At 68.9% G+C, this 17,394-nt stretch carries 19 protein-coding genes; 8 read left to right on the top strand and 11 right to left on the bottom strand.

The annotated features are described in order from the left end of the window. Positions 1-256 precede the first annotated feature (256 nt). A complete protein-coding gene (locus G6O54_RS13180; RefSeq protein WP_165225956.1) occupies positions 257-1,012 on the bottom strand; it encodes a hypothetical protein in 756 nt (251 codons plus the stop codon). 320 nt (positions 1,013-1,332) lie between these two features. Then, positions 1,333-2,316 carry a glycosyltransferase family 9 protein gene (locus tag G6O54_RS13175; RefSeq protein WP_250846868.1) on the bottom strand — a complete coding sequence of 328 codons (984 nt, stop codon included), beginning with the start codon at positions 2,314-2,316 and terminating at the stop codon, positions 1,333-1,335. Positions 2,317-2,601: 285 nt separating this feature from the next. On the opposite strand from G6O54_RS13175, the gene G6O54_RS13170 reads away from it, so the two are divergent. Continuing rightward, entirely contained in the window at positions 2,602-3,579 is a 978-nt protein-coding gene (locus G6O54_RS13170) for an alpha/beta hydrolase (RefSeq protein ID WP_165225953.1), read from the top strand. A 108-nt stretch (positions 3,580-3,687) separates the two neighbouring features. Beyond that, positions 3,688-4,101: a VOC family protein gene (locus G6O54_RS13165; protein WP_165225950.1), complete on the top strand. Its 414-nt coding sequence runs from the start codon at positions 3,688-3,690 to the stop codon at positions 4,099-4,101. A gap of 25 nt (positions 4,102-4,126) precedes the next feature. Here the strand turns inward: G6O54_RS13165 and G6O54_RS13160 are convergent, their stop codons facing one another. Together G6O54_RS13160 and G6O54_RS13155 are read right to left on the bottom strand one after the other, a co-directional pair. After that, positions 4,127-4,579: a sulfite exporter TauE/SafE family protein gene (locus G6O54_RS13160; RefSeq protein WP_165225930.1), complete on the bottom strand. Its 453-nt coding sequence runs from the start codon at positions 4,577-4,579 to the stop codon at positions 4,127-4,129. A 4-nt stretch (positions 4,580-4,583) separates the two neighbouring features. After that, the gene (locus G6O54_RS13155) at positions 4,584-5,300 is read right to left on the bottom strand and encodes an RsmE family RNA methyltransferase (protein ID WP_165225928.1); all 717 of its coding nucleotides are present in this window, start codon (positions 5,298-5,300) and stop codon (positions 4,584-4,586) included. 114 nt (positions 5,301-5,414) lie between these two features. Here G6O54_RS13155 and G6O54_RS13150 point away from each other — a divergent pair, with 114 nt between their 5' ends. Continuing rightward, a complete protein-coding gene (locus tag G6O54_RS13150) occupies positions 5,415-6,221 on the top strand; it encodes an AAA family ATPase (RefSeq protein ID WP_165225926.1) in 807 nt (268 codons plus the stop codon). Between the two features lie 122 nt (positions 6,222-6,343). Continuing rightward, positions 6,344-6,907 carry a DUF6677 family protein gene (locus G6O54_RS13145; RefSeq protein ID WP_165225923.1) on the top strand — a complete coding sequence of 188 codons (564 nt, stop codon included), beginning with the start codon at positions 6,344-6,346 and terminating at the stop codon, positions 6,905-6,907. A gap of 83 nt (positions 6,908-6,990) precedes the next feature. Here G6O54_RS13145 and G6O54_RS13135 read toward each other — a convergent pair whose 3' ends face one another. From G6O54_RS13135 to G6O54_RS38350, 3 genes are all read right to left on the bottom strand, one after another. Next, positions 6,991-8,610, bottom strand: coding sequence for a glycosyltransferase family protein (locus G6O54_RS13135; protein ID WP_205678763.1), 1,620 nt, complete (start codon positions 8,608-8,610; stop codon positions 6,991-6,993). Beyond that, a complete protein-coding gene (locus G6O54_RS13130; protein WP_165225917.1) occupies positions 8,607-9,935 on the bottom strand; it encodes an ArnT family glycosyltransferase in 1,329 nt (442 codons plus the stop codon). The genes G6O54_RS13135 and G6O54_RS13130 overlap by 4 nt, the downstream gene beginning before the upstream one ends. Before the next feature lie 262 nt (positions 9,936-10,197). Beyond that, the gene (locus G6O54_RS38350) at positions 10,198-10,332 is read right to left on the bottom strand and encodes a hypothetical protein (RefSeq protein WP_256368980.1); all 135 of its coding nucleotides are present in this window, start codon (positions 10,330-10,332) and stop codon (positions 10,198-10,200) included. Positions 10,333-10,371: 39 nt separating this feature from the next. On the opposite strand from G6O54_RS38350, the gene G6O54_RS13125 reads away from it, so the two are divergent. Continuing rightward, on the top strand, positions 10,372-11,679 hold the full coding sequence (locus tag G6O54_RS13125; protein WP_165225901.1) for a fused DSP-PTPase phosphatase/NAD kinase-like protein: 1,308 nt from the start codon (positions 10,372-10,374) through the stop codon (positions 11,677-11,679). Between the two features lie 13 nt (positions 11,680-11,692). On the opposite strand, the gene G6O54_RS13120 is transcribed toward G6O54_RS13125, so the two are convergent. From G6O54_RS13120 to G6O54_RS13110, 3 genes are all read right to left on the bottom strand, one after another. Further along, entirely contained in the window at positions 11,693-12,394 is a 702-nt protein-coding gene (locus G6O54_RS13120; protein ID WP_165225898.1) for an RluA family pseudouridine synthase, read from the bottom strand. Beyond that, positions 12,391-13,587, bottom strand: coding sequence for a tRNA pseudouridine(13) synthase TruD (gene truD, locus G6O54_RS13115; protein ID WP_165225895.1), 1,197 nt, complete (start codon positions 13,585-13,587; stop codon positions 12,391-12,393). Before truD ends, G6O54_RS13120 begins: the two co-directional genes overlap by 4 nt. 77 nt (positions 13,588-13,664) lie before the next feature. Beyond that, on the bottom strand, positions 13,665-13,847 hold the full coding sequence (locus G6O54_RS13110; protein ID WP_205678762.1) for a Flp family type IVb pilin: 183 nt from the start codon (positions 13,845-13,847) through the stop codon (positions 13,665-13,667). A 194-nt stretch (positions 13,848-14,041) separates the two neighbouring features. Between G6O54_RS13110 and G6O54_RS13105 the strand changes: the two genes are divergently transcribed. The 3 genes from G6O54_RS13105 to G6O54_RS38815 all read left to right on the top strand — a co-directional run bounded on the left by G6O54_RS13105 (position 14,042) and on the right by G6O54_RS38815 (position 16,761). Further along, the gene (locus G6O54_RS13105; protein ID WP_165225892.1) at positions 14,042-14,836 is read left to right on the top strand and encodes a hypothetical protein; all 795 of its coding nucleotides are present in this window, start codon (positions 14,042-14,044) and stop codon (positions 14,834-14,836) included. A 94-nt stretch (positions 14,837-14,930) separates the two neighbouring features. Beyond that, positions 14,931-16,229: an NADP-dependent isocitrate dehydrogenase gene (gene icd / locus G6O54_RS13100; protein WP_165225889.1), complete on the top strand. Its 1,299-nt coding sequence runs from the start codon at positions 14,931-14,933 to the stop codon at positions 16,227-16,229. Positions 16,230-16,314: 85 nt separating this feature from the next. Further along, a complete protein-coding gene (locus G6O54_RS38815) occupies positions 16,315-16,761 on the top strand; it encodes an isocitrate dehydrogenase kinase/phosphatase AceK regulatory subunit (protein ID WP_165225886.1) in 447 nt (148 codons plus the stop codon). Here G6O54_RS38815 and G6O54_RS13090 read toward each other — a convergent pair. Beyond that, entirely contained in the window at positions 16,740-17,345 is a 606-nt protein-coding gene (locus tag G6O54_RS13090; protein ID WP_205678761.1) for a TetR/AcrR family transcriptional regulator, read from the bottom strand. The two genes, G6O54_RS38815 and G6O54_RS13090, sit on opposite strands and share 22 nt — an antisense overlap. Positions 17,346-17,394: the final 49 nt, after the last annotated feature.

Here is a 17,394-nt window from a genome sequence, read left to right as displayed (position 1 = left end):
TCGATCCCACTCGCCGCAGGGCCTCGACACTCGGGAAGACCGCCCCCCAAGTGTAGCACCCTCCGAGCCGCGATCCTATCGCCGAGAACGCCGTTCGGCGGTCGGATCGCGCGGCAAGGTCCGCCCCGCGACCGCGATCCCGGACCTCTCCCTCGGGAGTGGCAAACACAGGAGGCGGCCCGCCGCGAGGTGGATCGCGGCCGGCCGCCGGTGTGGATCGCGGGCTCGATGAGGAGAGTCTGGTGCGGGATCGAGATCAGGCCGCGGCGGGCCTGCGCCGCCGCCACATCCGCAGGCCGGCGAGGACGACGATCCCCATCGAAGAGGTCACGATGGTGGCCGGCTCGGGGACCGCGCCGGAGTGATAGCTCGGATTCAGCGTCACCAGGGCCTGGTAGATCGTGCCGGGAGCGTGCGAGGCGCTGATGCTCGAGTCCTTGCTCGGGCTGAACCAGAGGAGGCTGCTCACGCTCGCCGTCTTCAACGGGCCCACGCCGTTATTGGAGACGTCGTTGTAGTACGTCAGGTAGTCCGAGTATCCGTTGCTCCCGCTGTTCATCACGAACAGGCCGCCGTAGATGACCTTCCAGATCGCACCCTGGAGGCCGCCCATCTCGGCCCGCGTGGTCGCGCCGGCGGCGTACTTATCGATCAGGTAGGCGACGGCCCCGGCATTGTTGACGGTGCTGATGGAGCTCGTGTTCGAGCCGAGCCAGACCTGGCCGGTGTCGGTGGCGAGCGTCTTGGCATACTCGGCCGGGACATTGACGTGGTCGGGGATGTCGATGCAATACAGGTAGGGCAACTTTGCGCTGTTGAGGTAGGACGTGTCGAGGCTTCCCCCTCCCCCGAGATATCCCTGTGAATTGTAGTTGTAGTTCAGATCGCCCTGGCCGGTGTAATTCCCGCCGATGTTGAGGTCGACGACGATGTCGGCTCGTCCGGGAGTGCCGCCGATGGCCAGCGCCGCGACGCCGACGACGACCATGTTCCTGACGGTTCGGTATGTCATGATGCATTCACCTTTCGACTCGATGGGTGTGCCTCTCGTCATCCCGGTGCGCAGCGGTCCCTCGCCCCAGCGGGGTCCCTGGAACCTGGCCGCGGGCCACCAGGCGTGGTCTCCCGCCCTTGACTCTCGCTGCGGTCTCAGCCGCCTTGCCTATGTCTTTGTTCCGAAACCACGCCGATTTCCACCCACGCCGGCGGAATTTCAAGAACGGAACGTGACGGCGCGGGCCGGCTGCGATCGCCGTCCGGGCGACCGACCCGCCGGGGGCCTCGTCATCATGGTGCAAGGCGTGGCGATCCCCGGAGGAAGCTCCCGAGATCTCAGAGGCGACCCGGCGGATCGGCCGCCGCGCGAGCGGGGCGTGGCGAGAAATGAGGGCCGGCCGAGGCATCGCCGGCGTGGGATCGCCGAGGGGACCCCGCGGCCCGTTCGAGCCGCTCGAGGACCGTCGGCCAGACGCGCCCGGGGCCGAGCTCCTGGAAGCACTCGAGTCGATCGCACGACTTCCGGAAGCTCGGCGCGCACCAGACGCAGGATCTCACGACCGAGGCATTGGGACCGTAGGGGCCGGTCCGGCGCGGGTCGGTGCAGGTATAGATCCCGACGACGTTTGCACCGGCCGCGGAAGCGAGATGGAGCGGCCCGGTGTCGTTCGACAGGAAGAGATCACTCTCCTGGGCGACGGCCGCGAGCTGCCGGAGCGTGGTCCGTCCGGTCAGGTCGAGGAGGGGGACGTTCCCCAGGCCCTCGCGGAGCGACCGAGCGAGGTCTCGGTCCTCGGGAGAGCCCACCGCGATGAGCCCGGCGCCGAGCTCCCGCGCCGCCCGGCGGCCGATCTCGGCGAAGTGCGCCGGCGGCCACCGCTTGGTCAGCCAGCGGGCGCCGAGGTTGAGTGCCAGCCGTGGCCGCTCGACACGGGCCAGCACCTCGCGAGCCCATCGTCGTTCGTCCTCTCGGATCGGGACGAAGAAATCAGGACGCGGATCCGCATCCCCGAGCGCGGTCGCGACCCGGAGCACCCGGTCCACGGCGTGGGTCTCGGCCCGGGGAGACGTGACGAGATCGGTGTCGAACCACGTCGATCCCTCGCGGCCATCCGCCAGGCCGACGCGAATCCCCGCCCGGGTCGCCGCGGTCATCAGTCCCGAGCGCAGGAGGCCCTGGAGATCGATCGCCAGGTCGAACCGGCCGTCCCGGAGCCTGCCGCAAAGCCGCGCGGTTGCCGCGATGCTCCGGCGCGAGACACCGGAGCCGCCGCGGTCGTAGGCGATGACCTCATCCAGGTCCGGATGACCGTCCAGCAAGCTCCGAAATCCCTGATTCACCACCCACGCGAGGTGACTTCCTGGGAACAGCTTGCGCAAGGAAGGAAGGATGGGCAGGGCGTGGACGACATCGCCGAGGGAACTTGGCTTGATGACGCAAATTCTGCGGGGCGGATGCTGCCGGAGTCGGTCCGCGAGGTTCTCGATCACGGCGGGGAACTCCCTTTCCCTTCGTTCGAATGTCGGCGTAATCTAGCGGCGATCCCCCGGCCGGGCAATGGCGCGCGGGGCGTGGAACGTAATCGCGGAGGCACTGGTTGTCCGATGACCGTACAGGGCACGATCCTCGGCGTGGCGCTCCTCCTGGGCGGGGCCTGGTCCGATGGCGAGGTCGCCTTCCGGCCTTCGCCGCAGGAATCATCGGTTCCGGAGCTCTTCCGGCTCAAGCCCGAGGCGTTTCGCTACGAGCTCGAGCCGGTCTTCTCCACGGGCCGCTATACGGTGTCGCGGCTGAGATTCCCGTCGCCCATCAACACGGGCAATGCGGACAACGACACCGTGCACGCGGAGTATTTCGAGCCGCGAGATGGGGCGAAAGGCCGGCCGGCGGTGGTCGTTCTCCACATCCTCGGGTCCGATTTCCCGCTCTCGCGCTATCTGGCGGCCCGGCTCGCGGATCGAGGGATCTCGGCTCTCTTCCTCAAGCTGCCGTACTACGGCGAGAGGCGGCCTCGCGCCGGGCCGGGGCCGGTGCCGACGAAGTTCCTGTCGGCGGACCTGGAGCGGACGATGACCTCGATGCGGCAGGGGATCTGCGACGTCCGGCGGGGCCTCCGCTGGCTGGCCTCGCGGCCCGGGAACGACCCTTCGCGGCTGGGCGTGGTCGGGATCAGCCTGGGGGGGATCGTCGGCTCGGTGGTCGTGGCCGTCGATCCCTCGGCGAGCCGGGGTGCCTTCCTCCTGGCCGGCGGGGATCTCTCGAAGATCCTCTGGGACATGCCGGAGACCGCGAGGTTCCGGCAGTCCTGGGAAGCGGCGGGGAAGTCGATCCTGGACCTGAAGGCCCTGACCGATCCCTATGATCCGCTGACCTACGCATCCCGGCTGAAAGGGAAGCAAGTCCTGATGATCGCCGGGAACATCGACGAAGTTGTCCCCCCGGCCTCGGCCGAGGCGCTCTGGGTCGCGGCCGGGCGGCCTCCGATCATCTGGTATGATTGCGGCCACTACTCGGCCGTCGGCTATCTCCTGCCGGGAATCCGCAAGGCCGTGGATTTCCTGGCCGCACCGGGGCCGCCATGATCGGGCATGGGCTCCGTCGCGGTTAACGTTGTCATCATCGAGTCTTACGAGTATTCTCCGGGACACTCAGGGATGAGTTTCCGGGCCACTGGTTGAGAGGGGGAGATCATGGCGGCCAGAGTCACGAGCGTCTTTCTTTACGTCAAGGACGTTCGCCGGTCGCTCGAGTTCTACAACGAGGTCGTGGGCGCGGAGGTGCTCCAGGTGCATGCGGAGCAAGAGGGTGCGCCCTACTCGCTGGCGATCCTCCGCCTGGGCTATTTCACCTTGATGATCCATCCCCAGGAGCCGCACGCCGACGAGTTCACCGACACGCGCCTGGGCGTGGGGATCCACCTGCAAATCCAGGTGGACGACGTGGACGGCTTCTACCAGCACTGCATCGACGAGGGGGCCTATCTCGCCCTCTCCGGCGAGCCGACCGACCAGCCCTGGGGCTGGCGGGAGTTCGCCCTCCGCGACCCGGACGGCTTCGTCTGGTCGGTCTATCAGGACAAGTCCGGCGGTCAGTGGACGGGATGAGGGAACGAGGCCGGCGGGATGGGGGCTAGCCTGGACGAGGGCCGCCGAGGCCGACCGCCGCGTCCCCGGGCGGCTCCGACGGTGTCGGAGTCGCGGGACTGCGTCCCGGCGAGCTCGTCCAGAAGAAGTAGACGGCCACGAGCATGAGGAAGGCGCCATACACCCGCTTCATGGTGCTGGCGGAGATCGCCCCGGTGATTCGCGAGCCGACGTAGGCGCCGAGGAAGAGGCCGCATGCGATGGTGATGGATGCGATCGGTTTCAATTCCCCGCGGCGGTAGTACTCGAGGACGCCGAGCAAGCCCGTGGGAAGGAGCATCGCGAAGAGCGACGTGCCGATGGCCGTCTTCGGCTCGAATCCGAAGATCAGGATCAGCAGCGGCACGATGACCAGCCCCCCGCCGATGCCGAACATCCCGCTGCAAATCCCGGCAACTCCTCCGAGGACGAGCATCATCGCGAACTCGATCGCGTTCATCCGATCAGGACTCCCGGCCGTGGTGAGCGAGCACGATCGCCGCGACAGCCAGCGCCGCGGTCTCGATTCGCAAGATACAAGGTCCCAGGCGGATCGGCTGCCAGCCGGAGTCGCGGGCGATCTCCATCTCCGCGGGGGTGAAGCCCCCTTCCGGGCCGATCGCCACGGATACCTCGGCCGCATGGCGGAACTCGGGCCATCGATCCGGCGGGAGGCCGGTGGGATCCGCAATCAGGCGGACACCATCCGGCGCGGTGATCGCGAAGTCTCCCCAGCGCGTCGGTTCTTCCAGGCCCATGAGCCGGCTTCGCCTCGATTGCTTCGACGCCTCGATGATGGTCCGCCGGAGCCGCTCCAGCTTGGAGGCCCGGGGATCCACGACCGAGCGCTCGGTGATCAGCGGGACCATCCGGGTGACGCCCAGCTCGGTCGCCTTCTCGACGAGCCAGTCCAGCCGCTCCCCCTTGGGGAAGGCCGTGGCCAGCGTGATCGGGCAGGGGGCGGATTCCTCGAGCAGGGGGGACCCGACCGGCACCAGCTCGACGCGGTCCTTCGTGATCTCGACCACCGTGGCGAGGCTCGCGAAGCCCCGACCGTCGAAGATCTCGACGCGATCCCCGACGCCGTATCGACAGACCCGGGCGAGATGCCGGGCCTCCTCGGCCCGCAAGACGTAGCGGTCGCCGTCGGGAGGATCGGGGGCGTGGAATCGTTCGGACAACGTGAGCTCCGCGATTGCGTCACAAGGTCGGGTGCCATTCTATCCGATTGTAAGGGATGGACGCGATCTGCCGGGGCGGCCCGGCGCCGATCGAAGGCGCGAGGATGACTGTGCATGTGGTATCGCCACTGGGGAATGGAACGGGACCCTTTTCAGGACCTCGCCGCGCCTTACGTTCCGCTTCCCGGCCACGAGGAGGCGGTGGCCCGGCTCGTCCACGTGATCGATGCGTCCGAGCCGCTCGCGTTCCTCACCGGGGCGGCCGGGGCCGGCAAGACCCGAGTCATCCTCCAGGCCCTCGAGGAGGCGCGGCGGCCCTCGCGACGGTTCGCCTGGGCGGCCGGATTCATGTCGGAGCAGTCGGCCGTCCTCGGCCTGGCGAGGAAGCTGGGGGGGCGTCCCACCGATGACCTGTCAGAAGGCCATGCCTGGCAGACACTTCGGCAGGCAATCCGGGTCTGCCGGATCCAGGGGGCGGCGGTGATCCTGATCGTCGAGGGTTGCGACCTGCCCGAAGGATCACAGGGCGCTCTCTGGCAGAGGCTCGCGAATCTGGCGGCGGATCTTGGCCAGGTGACCGTCGTGGCCGTCGGCGACGAGGAGTGCGAGGCCGGGGAAGATCTCGGCGATCGGCGAGCGTGGTCCCTGACGATCAACCTGCCGCGCCTGACCGCCTCGGAGGCCGCGCGATACCTCGAGCAGCGGCTGGCCGCGGCCGGCTGCCGGGACTCGGTCTTCACGCCGCGGGCCCTGTCCAGGTTGCATCTCCTCTCCGGCGGGACCCCGCGCGGGCTGAATCGGCTGGGCTCGCTCGGACTGATCGCGGCGGCCGCCAGGCGACTCGAGGCCGTACCCTCGGAGCTGATCGACGACGTCTCGCGGGAATGCCGGCTGCCCCTGGCGTTCGCCCTGCCGTCCTGAACTGCGACCGGCCGGTGACTCGCCCGACGCATCCGCGGCTCTGGATTCCGGACGCGGATTCGTGCTAGCATCGGGCGTCGGCCCATGGCGAGCACCGCGAGTCCGTTTCGAAAATCCCGCTCATGTCTCAACCCAGCATTGACTTACGCGATCCCTACAAGGCGGCGTTCCTCGCCTGGCTGGTCCCCGGCCTGGGGCATTATTACCAGGGGCGGACCGGCAAGGCGCTGCTATACGCCCTCTGCATCCTGGGCCTCTACTTCGTCGGCTTCTTCCTGGGCGAGGGGAAGGTCGTCTACTGGCGGTGGGTCAGCCCGCTGAGCAATCCGGAGAAGTTCTGCATCTACTATCCGGGCCAGTTCTTCGTCGGCCTCCCCGCACTCCCGGCGCTGATTCAGGGGACGCTCCACTATCTTGCCCCGAACATGGACGCGCCTTTCTGGGGCTTCATGGCGGAGCCGCCCCAGAACGTCCTCAACGGGATGCATCCGCGGCTGAGCAAGCTCGTGGAGATCGGCACGATTTACACCACGGTGGCCGGGCTCCTGAACATCCTGGCGATCTATGACGCCTTCGAGGGCCCCGCCTATCTCGAGGCGGAGCAGCCCGAGGCGGAGCAGCCGGCCGCCGCCGTCGAGGCGATCGCCGCCGGCCGCGAGGGCGTCAAGGCGGGAGGTCCGGCATGAGCATCTCTCCGGCAAACGTCTACTGGCTCGTCCTGCCGCTGGTCGTGGCCATCAGCCTCGTGTACGAAGCCTCACGCTACGAGTCATGGCCCCGGATCTGGATCAGCTCGCTCCGACTCTGCCTCTGGATCCTCGGCATCCTGATCGGCTCGACGGCGCTCCTGCTCCTGATCAATACCCAGGTCTGAGGACGTGCCTGGACGGCTTCCGCCTTCGGGCTCGGATCGTCCCATCAGCAGCGACAGCACGCCGATGGCCACCCCCTGCGCCAGGACCAGGGGGAGGAACTGGATTCCCTTCAGGTCGGCCGGCAACGAGGCAACCCAGCGAGGGAACCGCGCCGAGACGAGATTCCTCGCGAAGGGCTCGCTCGACCACCAGCCGGGCGCCGTGTTCCGCCCGGTCCAGATCGGCCAGACGAAATCCCGGATCGGCCGGGCGATGTCCTGCGGGATCCGCGCCCCGACGCCCTGGCAGAGGAGGATCACCGCGGCTCCCCACACCGCCAGCACCCCGGCGATGAGGAATACCCCTCGCCCCATTCGACCGGCCGACGTGGCGCCCAGGAGACCGGCGACGGGGATCATCGCGAACGGGAGCAGGGGGGTCAGGAGCCTCGGCCCTGTCGACCATCCTCCGGTCCATTCGGGGTAGCTGAGGTTGACGACGAAGATGGCCGCGGAGGCGGCGAACGAGACAAGCCCCATGGAGATCCGGCCTCGGGCGATCAGGGCGATCCAGCCGATCGGCGCGAGGGCCAGGATCGGCGCGTAGAAGAGCAGCCCGCGATGTTCGCCCCAGAGGAGCGGGAGGATCAGGCGAAGGTCAGGCGGCCGCAGGCCCAGGGGATTTTCCCGGCTATGGACGCGGGCGAATTCCTCGGTCGCGTGGTGGAAGTACCCCATCTCCCAGGGGGAGCCGAACGCCAGCAGGTTGTACCCGAGCAGGATCAGGGTCGGAATCGCGGCTCCGACCGCGAACGACGCGAGGTCCATCCCGGGGCGGCGACGGCCCAGGCACTGGGCCAGGAGGTCAAGTCCCAGGATCGCCGAGACCGGGCCGACCTGAAGCTCCACGACCGCCGCGTAGGCGGCCAGGAATCCGGCCGCGGCCATCCGCCAGCCGTCGGATCGCCGGGCGACCGGCGGCCGGTGGAGCAGGTAGAAGGACGCCAGGAGGCAGAGGGCGGAGAGTTGATGCCCGTAGGCAAGCGTGGCATAGACGTACGCCGGCGTCGCCAGCCCGTACACCAGGCCGATCAGCGAGGCGCGGCCCGGCGGGCATCCCAGGTCCCGTGCGAGTCCCATCAGGAGGATCGCCGTCGCGGCGGTCGCCACGCCCGAGGTGGCCAGCGTGATCCACGCGTCGGCCGGCCAGAATTTGAGCCCTTCCACTCCCCGAGGGTGCGGTTCGAAGCCCGCGGCGGCCTTGCCGACACCGTAAGGGATCGTGGCCGCCAGGGAGAAGCCGGGGAGCTTGTCGCCGTAGTAATGGCCCTGGAACCGCGCGATATCGCCGGTCTGCCGCTCGTAGCCGTCCAGGCAGACCGTCCCGTGGTCCACGATCGCGTAGGTGAGGACAAGCCGGCTGGCCGTGTTCCAGTCGCGGGCATGCAGGAAGAACGCGAAGCTGCCCAGGAGGATCAGGAAGGCCGAGATCCGGACGCGGTTCCAGCGCCGCTGCATCTTGATGTCGCCGATCATGGTTTGACGCGGGCGAGTGCCTCGCGGACGGGGATTGCGGCCAGGAGCGTGAGCGGCGCCTGGATGGGCAGCAGGTATCGATCCCAGGCCATGGGGATATACACCGTCACGACGGCGAGGGTGACCGCGGCCCAGAGGACCAGCGCCAGGGCCGTGGGGGGCTCGTTGGCGGCGAGCTGGGCCATGCCGAGGCGGATGGCCCGGATCACGCCCGCGAGGACCAAGGGCAGCCAGAGCAGCGCCCCCAGGTCCTGCACGTCATACCGGATCGTCGAGTCGGATTTCGGCGCCCCGAAGAGGCCGAACCGGCCGAATCCCTGCACGACGACGACCTTCACACGCTCGATCGGGTCGACGAGCGCGTTGTGCGGGAACATCGTCTGCTGCGAGCTCGACGACGACCTTCGCTGATCGATGAGGAACCGGAACCGCGACCACGGACCTTGCTCGGCAAGCGACCGAATGGCCGGGGGCAGGGGGCCGCCGGGCCTCGCCGTCATGAACGGGTTCAACGCGAGGAACGTCGCCGCGGCCACGGCCACCGCCAGGCCGATCCCGGCGATCAGGCCGGCCCTTCGCACGGGCGATGCGCCATGCGGGGCCAGGAGGCCGAGGCCGCCCCACGAGGCCAGCGTGAACAGCGCGAGCAGGCCGTTGAACTTGGCGAGCACGGAGAGTCCGGCGGCAACCCCGGTGAGGATCCAGAGGATCCAGGCCGTCGTCGCCCGGCCTCGCGCGGACCACCAGCGCGTCCATGCCGTCAGCCCGATCAGGAGGGCCAGCATCAGGAATGTCTCGCACGGCGATTCCGACATGGCCCGGTGGGCGTGAAGGCGGTAGAGGGGGTTGATCGCCAGCATCCCCGCCGCCAGGAGCGCGATCGTCGGGTCGATCGCCAGGCTGGCGAGCAGGTACATCGCCGCGCAACCCGCGGCGGCCGAGCAGACGAACGGCAACCTCGCGATGATCAGTTCGCGGCGTGACTTCCACCGCGACTCGGTGTTCTGATACCAGCCCAACGCGTCGCGGGCGGTCGGGCGGGGGGTGCCGGTCGCGCGGAAGGCGGCGTTGATCATGTACTTGGGGACGGGCACGAGATCGAAGGAGAGGAACTCGAGCCAGTGCGGGTCGTCGCGCTTACCGTCCAGCAGCAGGTCGGGCTGGTACGACTGGGTGATGTAGGCGTACTCGTCGACGAAGGGCTTGTCGTTCAATTCCGCGGCGAAGACGATCGCGGCGACGGCCGTCACGACGGCGGCGATGCGTGACGTGAACCTTGCGGGTGTTGTCGGTCCTGCGGGGCTCGGAGGGGGGGATTCCGACATCGAGGGCTGCGATTCGGGTTGAAGCCGGGGAAACTTTGACGGCTGCACGATGTACGCTTGCGGCCTCATCTTAGAAGGGCTCACGAATCTTTGGCAACCCCGCGAACGTCGGCTAAGTTTCAGCGACAGCCCGGAGCGATCCGGGGTGTCGGCCAGGGTTGCACCCTCTGCCTCGTCCGCAACCCGTCGCCGCGTCCGGGAAACTTCAACGATCCGTCGAGTAGGCACCCCGAGCATCCCGATGCGCACCTTCCCCTCCGAATCACGGCGACGAGTCCCCCTCCGCGCGACGCGCCGGCACGCCGGCCGTCCGGCGAGTGACGGTCGCCGTCGCGACGCGATCGCGGCGGGACCGCAGCTCGCGTTCGTTCCCGATCGAGGTCGCGAGGCGCTTCATGGATCGCCCGGGGATGCCGGAGAACGGGAGACTTCTTCGATGTTCTGCTTGCAATGGTTCGGTCCTCGCGGGCATGGCCGCGGGAGGCCCGGCCTGCCCGGCGGGCAGGGCCGTCGCCTCGTTGTACTGGGGTTCGTGGCGGCCGCCTGCCTGATCCAGTCCGGCTGCAAGTCCGGGCCGTTCAGCCCCTGCGGCTTCGTCGGCCGGACGACCAGCAAGGTCTTCCACCGCGGCTCAAGCCCCTGCGGGGCGGCTCCCTGCGGGACGGAAGTCGTCTCCGACGGCGGCTGCTTCCCCAGCGCGGTCCCCACCGAGACCGTCGTCACGCCCGGGGCGGTGGTCACGCCGTCCGTCGTCGTCCCGCCGGCCTCCACGCCGTCCAACGTCATGTCGCCGGACTCGCAGCTCGAGGCGCTCCCTTCGGCCACCCCGGGGAATGCTCCCCAGAGTCGCGCCTCCGGTCGCATCCCGCCCCCGAACGGCGGCAAGACGAGTTCCACGTATGAAACGCTCCGCCCCGAGTCGTCGGGGCGGGGTCGGGGCGAGAACCTCGCCCATACGCTGCTCTCCACGCCTGTGCCGGCTTCGCGGCCGGCACAGGAGGTGACCCAGACCGCGAACCGCGGCCAGGACAGTGCGGACGGCGACAGCGTCCTGGATCACATGCCGCCCCTCGATCTCCCCAGCGAGGTCACGGAGCGCGGCGCGACTCCGCCGGTGGCCCCCGCCGCCGTCCGCGAGAAGAAGGCCCAGGCACCGGCCCCCGCGTCCACCGTCAATCCCGCCGCGGCTCCGGCCGCGGCCGTCAATCTTCGCGAGGCCCCCGACGCGGCACCCGGCCCGGGCGCGGCGCCGGGCATCGCCCATTTCGCCGTCGTCGACGGCCGCCTCGCCGGCGGCAGCGTCCCGACCCAGGCCGGCCTCGACTGGCTGGCCGATCGCGGGTATCGGACCCTCGTCGACCTCCGCGAGCCGTCCGACGCGAATGCCGTGCTGATCACCCAGGCCGCCCGTCGCGGCCTCCGCTACATCGCCCTGCCCAGCGGCACCCGCGCGATCGATCGCGACCAGGTCTCCCGGTTCAACTTCGAGATCGCCGACGGCGACGCTCGGCCCCTCTACTTCTTCGACTCCGACGGCAGCCGCGCCGGCGCGCTCTGGTACGTCCGGCGGATCACGCTCGATCGGCTCGATCGCGAGGTTGCCCGCCGCGAGGCGGAGGACATCGGCCTGAAGGGCGCGGAGGGCTGGCTCGCCGCCACCAATTACGTGGATGGTCTCGCAACTCCCCCGGCCGCCGGCACGGCCCCCTCGGCCGGATCGCCGAAGCCTTCCCCGGCCTCCTGACGCATCACCGGGATCAACGAACGGCCAGCGCGGGCCAGTCCGCCGGCAGCGGTGCACGGATCGTCATCGCGACGCCGCGCGTCGGGTGGTTGAAGGTCAACTCCCTGGCGTGGAGCGCGATCCGACGGCCCCCGTCCGAGGCCGTGAGCACCCCGGACGCCCCATACTTGCGGTCCCCGAAGATCGGCAGCCCTCGCCCCGCAAGCTGGACCCTCAACTGATGGCTGCGCCCGGTCGCGGGCCTCAATTCGATCGTGGACCGGTCGCCGGATCGCTCGATCACCCGGTAGGCGACCTCCGCAGTCCGCTCCCGGCGGCTTCCCCCCGGGCGTCCGACGACGTGCACCCGGTTCTGCTCCGCGTCCTTCTCGAGCACGTCCAGCCAGACCCCTTCCGGCGGAATCGGCGAACCTTCCACGACCGCCAGGTAGACCTTCTCCACCTGCCCGACCCGGAACTGCTCCGAGAGCCGTCCCGCCGCCTTGCTCGTCCTGGCCACCAGGACCACTCCCGACGTCGGACGGTCCAGGCGATGGACCAGGCCGACGTAGACGTTCCCAGGCTTCTTGTAACGAGCCTTCAGGTAACCGGTGGCCCACGTCACCAGGCTGGGATCACCCGTCGCGTCCCCCTGGGAGAGCAACCCCGCCGGCTTGTCGACGACCAGGCAGTGATTGTCCTCGTAAAGGACGTTCACGCTCGCGTTGACTTTCATGACGTCCCCCCCGGCCCGATCGAAGGCCCGGCGGCATCCGTGATCCGCTTCACCAGGATCGTCGCATAGGAGCCCTTGCCCAGCGAGAAGCCGGTGCGGAGCGCCTTGCGCCCGGGATGCAGGTCGTCGTCCTCGATCGCGGCCTCGAGGTCCGCCGGGTAGCTCATCGCGGCTCGTGAGCCCTTGGAGAGGAAGACGTCCTTGAGGTGGCGGACCCTCAGGTCCCTCCACTCGACTCCGAAAGGAAGCAGGACCTGGCGGACGAGCTCCCCCAAGCGATCGGCGGGCTCCGGCGATCGGGCCGAGGGCAGGACGATGGACGCGGCCCGGAAGATCTGCTGCTGGTCGCCGTCAAGGTCCCGCGGAAAGGCCAGCTCGGCGACCTTCAAATCGAGCGTCACGCGCCGCCCCGGCGCCGTCATCGCCGTGATCCAGGCCGAGAGAAGGAGGTTCCACAGGTGGCTCTGGAAGGCCGAGAAATAGAGGGTCCTGAGCTCGCGCTTGAGCCGGGCGAAGGCCCCGCGGAAGTCCTGGGGGTGGTCGACCAGGTAGGTCACGATGCTCCGCGTCGACGATCGATCGAGCCGCCCCTTGGCCGCGGCCCAGTCACCCCAGTGGTCGCGGAGGATCGCCTTCTGGGCCTTGACGCCTGAGCGGTCGAAGGGAGTGGGCTCGGCCAGCGCCAGCCGGAGGGCTCGCTCGTGATCCCCGCGCAGCCAGGCGTGGCCGATGAACTCGCCGGAGAAGCCCACCGACCCGAACCGCTGGTCGTCGAAGTAGTTCGGCAGGCCGTCCGTCGGAAGTCGTTCGAGCGTCTCCAGTGCCCTCGCGGCCTCGGCGGGCGCCATGTCGCGGAGGACCAGCCCGAACCGGTTCCCGTCGAAGTGCTGGGGGCCGTAGGGAAATTCCAGGCGTCCCATCGGCTCGAGATCGAAGGACGCATCCCGAATGGCACGGTCGGGGCCTTCCAGGATCGTGAGATACTGGACGGTCACCGCATGTCGATCCTTCAGGCCGCCGTAGCTGACGCGCCGGCCGGCGAGGTTCCAGCGGCGGCAGATCAACTCCACCGCCTCGATCGTCCCGATCCCCCGCTTGCGGAGCCGGTAGAGGGCGAAACGACCCCGTTCCGCCGGCCGCACAGCGATCCGCTCCTCGACCACGAAATCTTCCGGCTTGCGCTTGAGCTTCATACGTCTCGCCCGTCCTCGCACCCATTCTAGAGGGGCGAGTCCGGGTGAGGAAGGCCGGTCCAGTCAAGGGCTTCCGACTAGGAGCCGCCGATGGCCGAGGTGATGTTGCTGGTATCCGTGGCCCAGATGCCGGAAGACGTCGAGCCGATGGCGTTGATTGCGGTCATGACCGCAATCAGGATGAGGGCCAGCATTATGGCATATTCCACAGCGGTGGCCGCCTCATCATCCCGGCGGAGTCTCGAGAGCAGCCTTCGCATGGCGGGGCCTCGATTGAGGTTGAGAACGGGTTTCGGTCCGGGACCTCGCGTCTGATGGGGCTTTGCTAAGATAACCATAGATTGCTTCCCGCGGCCGGTCAAAGATCGGCCGCGGGAATCGACAGGACTCGATGACCGGCCGCCTCGGATCATTCCTCCTCGCGCGGCCGACCCGGAATGGGGATGAACCGACCATGACTCCGACCGATCCGGGCTCGCCTCGTTTTCCCAGTCTTCCTATTCTTCAAGGCGGTCCCCCGACGGAGACGCCTCGTCGGAGCCAGGCCGAGCGATATGGGGGGCTCTTCTACCTTGGAGCGGGCGGGCTGCTTATCCTGGCCGGATTGCTCGGGTGGTTCGGCTACCGAGCCTGGACGCTCCGCGACGTCTGGAAGGACGTTTATGTCCTCAACGATCCTCGAGAACCGGACGCCCGGCGGGTCGAGGCGGCGGCCCGGCTGGCCGGGGATCCTCGGGTGGAGCCTCGGCAGCTCTGGGACCTGGCGCTGAACCGCCGGCTCCCCGCCCGGGCCCGCTGCATGCTCGCCGAGGGCATCGGCGGCGAGCTCGTCGCCACCGACCCTCGGGGATTCGCCACCGCCGTGGCGAGGAGCCCGGACTGGCCCGACTGGCTCCGCCTGGCGCTCCTGCGGCCCCTGGCCCTGGCCTCGACCGGGGGGCACACGCTCTCGCGCGAACGGCTGGGAGAGCTTTGCCGCGGCGAGGATCCGGTCGTCCGGCTCTGGGCGCTCTACACGTTGGCCGTTCAGCCCCGCCCCGATCCCCAGACCGTCGTCGAGCTCGAGCGCGTCGCGGCCTCCGAGCTCCCCGAACGGGGGCTCGCCGCGATCTTCCTGGAGGCGGTCCGGGCCGACCGGGCGGCTCGCCTCGGGATCCTCGATCGCGCGACGGAGTGGGGGCACGCGCACCACGACGCGACCCGGGACATCTGGCTCTCCGCCGAGGCCGGTCGCGGAAGCGATCGTTGACACCCTCGCCGCCGGTCTGGAAGATGGCCGGTGACTGCTCCAAGATGAGCATCGACAGCGAGATAGGCGTGACGTCCTTCCAGGAGCGAGATTGATGGCGAGCCCGAAGCCGGAGGTCCCCGCCGGGGGCCAGCGGATCACGATCGAGAGCGGCAAGCTGAGCGTCCCGGACCAGCCGATCATCCCCTTCATCGAGGGGGACGGCACCGGGCCGGACATCTGGCGGGCCTCCGTCCGCGTCCTGGATGCGGCCGTCCAGAAGGCTTACGGCGGCAAGAAGGCGATCCGCTGGATGGAGGTCTACGCGGGCGAGAAGTCCCACAAGCTCTTCTCGACGTGGCTCCCGGATGAGACCGTCGCGGCCTTCCGCGAGTACCTCGTCGGCATCAAGGGCCCGCTGACGACCCCCGTCGGCGGCGGGATCCGGTCGCTCAACGTCGCGCTCCGACAGTTGCTCGACCTCTACGTCTGCCTGCGCCCGGTCCGATGGTTCCAGGGAGTTCCCTCGCCCGTGAAGCGGCCCGAGGCCGTGGACATGGTCATCTTCCGCGAGAACACCGAGGACGTGTACTCCGGGATCGAATTCGAGGAAGGGTCCGCCGACGTCAAGAAGGTGATCGCCTTCCTCAAGGACAACTTCCCCAAGTTGTACGACAAGATCCGCTTCCCGGACGATTCGGCGATCGGCATCAAGCCGATCTCCCGCGAGGGGAGCGACCGGCTGATCCGGGCCGCGATCGAGTACGCGATCGCCAGTAACCGGAAGAGCCTGACGATCGTCCACAAGGGGAACATCATGAAGTTCACCGAGGGCGCCTTCCGGAATTACGGATATGCCCTCGCCGAGAGGGAGTTCCCGGACGCGACCTACACCTGGTCGCAGTGGGAGAAGACCAAGGCCGCCCAGGGCGAGGAGGCCGCCAATGCCGAGCAGAAGGCCGCCCTGGCCGCCGGCAAGATCCTCGTCAAGGACGCGATCGCCGACATCACGCTCCAGCAGGTGTTGACCCGGCCCGCGGAGTTCGACGTGATCGCCACGATGAACCTCAACGGCGATTATCTGTCGGACGCCCTGGCCGCCCAGGTCGGCGGCATCGGGATCGCCCCCGGCGGCAACATCAACTACGTCACCGGCCACGCCGTCTTCGAGGCGACCCACGGCACGGCCCCCAAGTATGCCGACCTCGACCAGGTCAACCCCGGCTCGGTGATCCTCTCCGGCGAGATGATGCTCCGGTACATGGGCTGGACCGAGGCCGCCGACCTCGTCATCAAGGGCATGGACGGCGCCATCGGCGCCAAGACCGTCACCTACGATTTTGCCCGCCTCATGGACGGCGCCACGCAGGTGAAGTGCAGCGAGTTCGGCGACGCCGTGATCAAGTCGATGTGAGCCAGATCCCGCCCCGGCCGGCGCCACGCGTGCCGGCCCGGGGGGCCGCGACTCGCCGGCTCCTTGCGTGCGGGAGCGGGCAGCCATGGGGATTCCGGCCGAGCCCAATCGCCCGGCTCGTCGCGATGCCGGGGCGATCATCGAAGCCCTCGACTCCCACGAGCGGGCGTTCCGGCTGATCACCGCGAACGCCCGCGTGTGTTTCCTGAGCCGGGACTCGCGGGGCTTCCACGACGCCGGTTCGCGGCTGGACCTTTACGGCCAGGCCGTTGCCGGCGTCGTCGCCGTGATCCGCGGCTTGCTGGACGCCTCCGAGCAGGCTCCCAAGCTCTGGGCCACAATTGACGGACGCAGTCCCCAACGTTGTACGCCAGTGCGATCCGCGGGGGAGGCCGGCGCTCACGAAGCCGCTCCGGATTCCGACGGAAGCGGGAGGCCTCGCCCGTCCGGATCAATCGCTCACACGTGTGATCACGTCGTTGTTCGGGACTCGTCGGGCCGCGATCCCGGCTACGCCTCCGATGCCCTGTAACGCAGCCCGTCGATGAGCAAATCGACCATCCGCCGGGCGTGGTCGGGCCCCAGGTCATGGCTCGGCGTGCATAGGCTGGCGACCGCCAGCAGATAACCGTAAGGCTCGACGCCGCTTCGAATCTGGCCCGCCGCGACCGCCGCCTCCATCAACCCCCGGAATGCGGGCAGCAGCCGCTCCTGGAAGTAGGCGGGCAAGGCGCAATAAGCCGGGTCTCCCGAGTGGAGGGCCGCCGCGAGTCCGCGTTTCGCCGAGATGAACTCGACGAACCGCCGGATCCATCGGGCCAGCGCCTCGTCGGGTTCGTGTTCGGCGGCCAGGGCCGAGGCCGCGTCCACGCAGGCGTCGACCTCACGTTGGAAGACCCCCACGACCAGGTCCGATCGATGCGGGAAATGCCGATAGATCGTGCCGATGCCAACACCAGCCTTCTCGGCGATCTCGCGCACCGGGGCGTCCACGCCCGAGGTCAGGAACACGGCCTTGGCCGCCTCGAGCAACGCGTCGATGTTGCGCCGGGCGTCGGCTCGCAGCCGCCGTTCCGACCGGCCGGTCGACTCCGGACCTTCGGCCTTCCCGCTCACGATCGCCCCCTTGACAAGCGGAACGTTGTTCCGAATATTAACGGAGCGC

The organism is Aquisphaera insulae (assembly GCF_011064615.1).
In the GTDB taxonomy this organism is placed as follows: Bacteria; Planctomycetota; Planctomycetia; order Isosphaerales; family Isosphaeraceae; genus Aquisphaera; species Aquisphaera insulae.
The sequence above is the reverse complement of the archived record's forward strand: the minus strand, read 5'-3'. Positions and strand labels throughout refer to the sequence as shown.